This window comes from Blautia sp. MSK18_10 (assembly GCF_020553185.1).
Taxonomy (GTDB): domain Bacteria; phylum Bacillota; class Clostridia; order Lachnospirales; family Lachnospiraceae; genus Blautia_A; species Blautia_A wexlerae.
The window spans coordinates 1-4,938 of sequence record NZ_JAJCGT010000079.1 but is presented as its reverse complement, the minus strand read 5'-3'; the positions used below and the strand labels follow the sequence as shown (position 1 = coordinate 4,938).

Below are 4,938 nucleotides of genomic sequence, written 5' to 3'. Positions count from 1 at the left end.
CATGGGTAGTTGGAATGCATGCATTCAACAGAACATCCGAAGACGGAAAGAAAGTCTTCAGCCCATGGTCAAACCTGAAAAAGGCTACTGTTAAATAATCCATTTGGGTAATTAATACAGATTCCTAAAAAGAAGGCTCCGGTCATTGCGATCGGAGTCTTTCTTTTTAATAAACCTATACCATATATTCTAACAGAATCTTATCCTTATATTGCTTTCTGCTATTTCAAGGTGTATCTGACTCCCCTGCCTGCACCTGTTTTTTTCAGGATTTTCTTTTCAATCAGGCTGTTCAGAGTACGTACTGCTTTACTCTTTTCCATTTCTGCTGCTTTCTCAATTTCTGATCTTGACATTTTTTCTTTTCCCTTAAGGATGTTGACCAGTATCTGTTCGGCTTCGTTCAGGTCATAGTTTTCCCTTATAACAGGAAGAATTACTTTGATAGAATTAGAAAAACACTGATACGATGGTTTTATCAGTGCGTTCCTGTAAGCATGATTGATCCTCATGATTCCGGTTCCAAATTTCTCAATATATTTCAGCCGGAAGAACACATTTCCGATAATAGGATTTCTGAGTATGGATATCTGACCATTCAGGTATTCCTCTTCGCTGATTCCGGCAGGAAGCCCTCCCGGAGAACTGATCTCAATACTGTCCGCATACATACTGACTTTTATAGATGCCGGGATATCCCACATTCGATGGATCAGAGCATTGGCTATTGCTTCCCTGAAGGCTTTTTCCGGGATTTTGTCAATACATTTCCTTTCGGCTCCCTCTATTTTTTCATACTGATAATACTTTCGGAACATCTGAAGTGTTTTTTCCAACTGAGAAAGTATGGAAATATTTTCCAGTGATTCCCTGTCCATGATCTCATCTATGGTATCACCAAAACGTATGATATCTATTCCCGTAAACTGATTATCATCCGCAAGAAGTGCAGCTGCATTATTGAACCCACTCTGATCAGAATACAGTTCAAGAGTTTTTAAAATATCTTTATTGATCTTCTCAATGCCCATCACCCGGATAAATTCTGTTTCCAATTTAGAAAAAGTAAGCTGCTGATTGAATGAAGTGATCTCCTCAAAAGTCTGATTACAGCCCTCCAGGATCAACCGGTTATATTCCAGACGATCCACTTCAACTGTAGAAGAATCATTTCTTTTATAAGCTTTACCTTTATAGAGATAAGGTTTATACCTGCCTTCATAAACAGTGAGCACGATCGTATTCTCCTGTATCTCCAGACGGAACTCCGGCACAGGACTGAGACTGTCGTTGATCTTATTCTCCAGATTCAAGCATCCGTTCACGGGATCTGTTATGCCGATGACGTTCCCCTGATCATTGATTCCAAATATAATCTTTCCTTCGCCATAATTAGCATAGGCACTGATCGTTTTCAGAAACGTATTAGATGACAGATTTTCCTTATATTCCAATGTTCTGCTTTCCCTCATGATACATTCTCCTCCACATTTTCAACCCTTTGAAACCCAATATTGATTTGTAATATATAGTATAAAATCGTTCCAATCGAAATGCAACGATTTCTTTTTTCGTTTCATATAGAATACAACGATTTATATAATCATCAAATATAATTCCGCCGATCAACAGCCAACGTAATTGTATAATTGTGAAATAATAAATATTATACGTAAATAATACAGTTATAAATCATTTCATTTTAACTTTTATTTCTATATTGCTCTACTCAAAACAATTTTTTCCACAAAATCAACCTGTCCACCACCCAAAGGGGAACTATAATCATGACAAAGATTAAAAACACAAAGAAGGGCATGGCAAAAAAGACATTAAGTATGTCACTTGTTGTTGCAATGCTTGCTACTTCTAATGTGCCGGTATGGGCTGCTGAGTTCAGCGATGGTTCTGACGTTGCTGTAACATCTGACGCAGAAGCTTCAGTTGCTGAAACATTCTCTGATGACGTGACAGAAACTCCGGTTGTAGAAGATACTACGGACAATACTGCTGTAGCTACTGCTGCAGAAGTATCTAGCGATTCATTCAGTGTGACTCCAGAATTTACTGATAACGCAAATAATGCTATTAAAGATAATGCTGTAACATGGGGAACAACTGTTAAAGCTAAATTCAAAGTAACCGCTAAAGATAATAAAGCCATTGATTCAAATATTAAATTTCATTATGCTTGGAAAGTAAATGGAACTGCTGATTCAGCCACTGATATCGAAACACCTACAAATGAGCAGACGGTAACACGCGCTACTGTAGCAGCTGAAGCAGGAAAGACACTTACATTGTTTGTATATGCTACAGACTCTAATGATAATAACAGAACTGTATGGTCTTACACTTCAGAAGGTATTGCTGTAAAAGCAATTGATGTATCTCAGGTATATCTTAGCGCATCTGTTGATGGAACACATACCTATAATGGAAAGCCTCAGGAAATAGCTAGTTCCGATATTACATTAACATTAAACGATGGAAAACAAACACATGAAACAGTAAAAGCAAATGCTGCAACAGTGGGCGCTAACTTTAAAGTAGTTCAGTCTGGTGATCATACAAATGCAACTAAAAAAGCAACTGTTACTTTAGTTCCACAGGCAGATGGATATACAGGACAGATTTCTACAACATATGAAATTGAGCCAAAAACATTAGATGGTACTAACGACAAGCTCATTTCTGAACATATGGAAGCAACTTTATTAACATCTGCTTTCACTTATACCGGAAAAGTTATTCGTGTAAAAAAAGATGATATTAAACTAATTGATAAAGAGACAAAAGAAGATTTATCAAACTATATTTATGCAGATAAAGATGGATATGTATCTATTTCTGCAGGAAACGCCAATAATTTAGCAACAAATGTTGACGATGTCGCTTATGCACGTATTAATCTGATTATCGGTACTCCGGAAACTGGTAAATTTAAAAATTACAATATTACTGCTGAAGGAGACAACCATAGAACAATCGAAACAACAAATACTTTCAAAGTAACCAGTAGAGATTTATCAGACGTTAATGTTTCTATAAAAGCCAAAACATATAACGATAAGAAGAAAGTAACCATTGACAAAAATGATATTACATTTACTGATAAAAATGGTAATACTTTAGACCTGTACAAGGATGTTGTTATTACTGTACCGGATAATGCAACAGACATTGGTAGTTACAAAGTAACAATCACTCCAAAAGAACTTAATAAAAATGTTACGGGAACAACTACTGCGGACTTCAATATTGTAGGAACTGATATTTCCGGTGGTACATTTGCAAACGAAAAAAATGGTAAACTTGACAATAAAGAATATACGGGAGAACAGATTGTCATTACAAAAGATGACTTAGGTACTCTTACAATTGGCGGAAAGGCAGTTTCCCCGACCTTATATGAATTAGTAAATGGTACTAATACGAACGTAGAAGATGGCGGTTATGTAATCGTTAAAGGTCTTGGCGATTATGCTGGAAGTGAAAAGAAAATTACATTTGCAATTAATCCTGCCGTAATTTCTGAGGTCAAAGTTACAAATGAGAAGGTTGAAAAGCTGGATACTACAGATTTCTCTGATTATAAAGATTCTATGAAACTTGTAGTAAAAGCTAAAAATGGTGCAAAACCAGCTAAAGAATTTACTCTTGTAGAAGGAAAAGATTACAAAGTTAAATACGAATGCAGAGAAGGAAATATAATTGGTAAAGATGTTACTGCGACAGTAGAAATTACAAATAAAAACTTCATTAATAAAAACGTAACACTGAGTGATACATCTACATTAACTGCAAAAACAATCAAGTCAGAAAACATTAAATTAAAAGAAACAAACTTCACTTATACCGGAAAAGCTGTTGAACCGAAATTTGATGTTGTAATTGATGGAAAAGTAATTAATCCTCAGTATTATACAGCAACTTATAGCAATAATCTGAATGCAGGAACAGCAACATTAACAGTTAAAGGCGATGGAACACATTACAGTGACGTCGAAGCAAAAATAACTTATGAAATCAAACCTGCAAATGCAGCAGACTTAAAAGCAGTTATTGGAAGTAAAGAATACACTGGTTACAGTATTGAAGTTTCTGCCAGTGATATTGACTTGACCTTAAAAGGAAATCCTATTGATGTAGCAAGCAACTTTACATTAACATCTGGAGAGAATATCCAGATTGGTGAGGGTACTGTTACATTAACACCTAAAAACGGAAACTTTACAGGTACCTTAACAGCAACATTCCAGATTTCAGGTGAAATGTTGAATGAGGGTGGAAAATTTACTTTCTATGACGAAAATGGTATAAAAGTTGCTTCTCCATCCTTTACTTATAATGGTAAAGAACATCAGTATACAAAAACTACATTTACATACTTTGATTCTAATAAAAAATTAACAGAAGGCCAGGATTATGAGATTAAATATGTAGATAATGTATATGGAAAAGAAGGAAAATACACTAGTGAATTCCCTAAAGCTCAGTATGTAGCTGTAATTGCTGTTGCCAAAGGAAAATATGCAAGCAGCAAAACTAATGATTATGGTTTAAAAGATGGCATTTATACTGATGCTGAAGGCAATAAGATCACAAATGTTATGGCAGTAACATACATTAAGCTTAATCAGCTGTCTGTTGTAAAGAGCAATGTTTCTGTTTCTAACGGTGTTTATGCCGGTGGTCTGCCTGTAAAACCAGTTGTAAATGTTGTGGTAAATGGTGTTACTTTAAAAGAAGGCCAGGACTATGATTTAGATGTAAGTTCAAACACCGACGTTGCAAACGCTACTATCTCTAACAGCTTGGACGTTACTGTTAAGCCTAAAAACGGTTATACAACTTCAGCTCCAGATGATCTTAAATTCAAATGGGGAATTGATAAATTCAATCTTGCAAACGCAAATGTAACTGTAGATGGTGACA

Annotated in this window: 2 protein-coding genes; one reads left to right on the top strand and one right to left on the bottom strand. The window is 35.5% G+C overall.

Annotated elements, in window-relative coordinates; all coding sequences use genetic code 11:
* Positions 1 to 221 precede the first annotated feature (221 nt).
* Complete coding sequence (locus tag LI074_RS16585; protein WP_055060809.1) at positions 222 to 1,472, bottom strand: RNA-binding domain-containing protein; 1,251 nt, start codon at positions 1,470 to 1,472, stop codon at positions 222 to 224.
* Positions 1,473 to 1,787: 315 nt separating this feature from the next.
* On the opposite strand from LI074_RS16585, the gene LI074_RS16580 reads away from it, so the two are divergent.
* Positions 1,788 to 4,938, top strand: a 3,151-nt coding sequence (locus tag LI074_RS16580; protein ID WP_173698437.1) for a hypothetical protein, incomplete at its 3' end; no start/stop codon positions are given.

Excerpts from the sequence above, each read along its gene's own strand:
- LI074_RS16585 (WP_055060809.1), bottom strand. The coding sequence starts at position 1,472 with ATGAGGGAAAGCAGAACATTGGAATATAAGGAAAATCTGTCATCTAAT.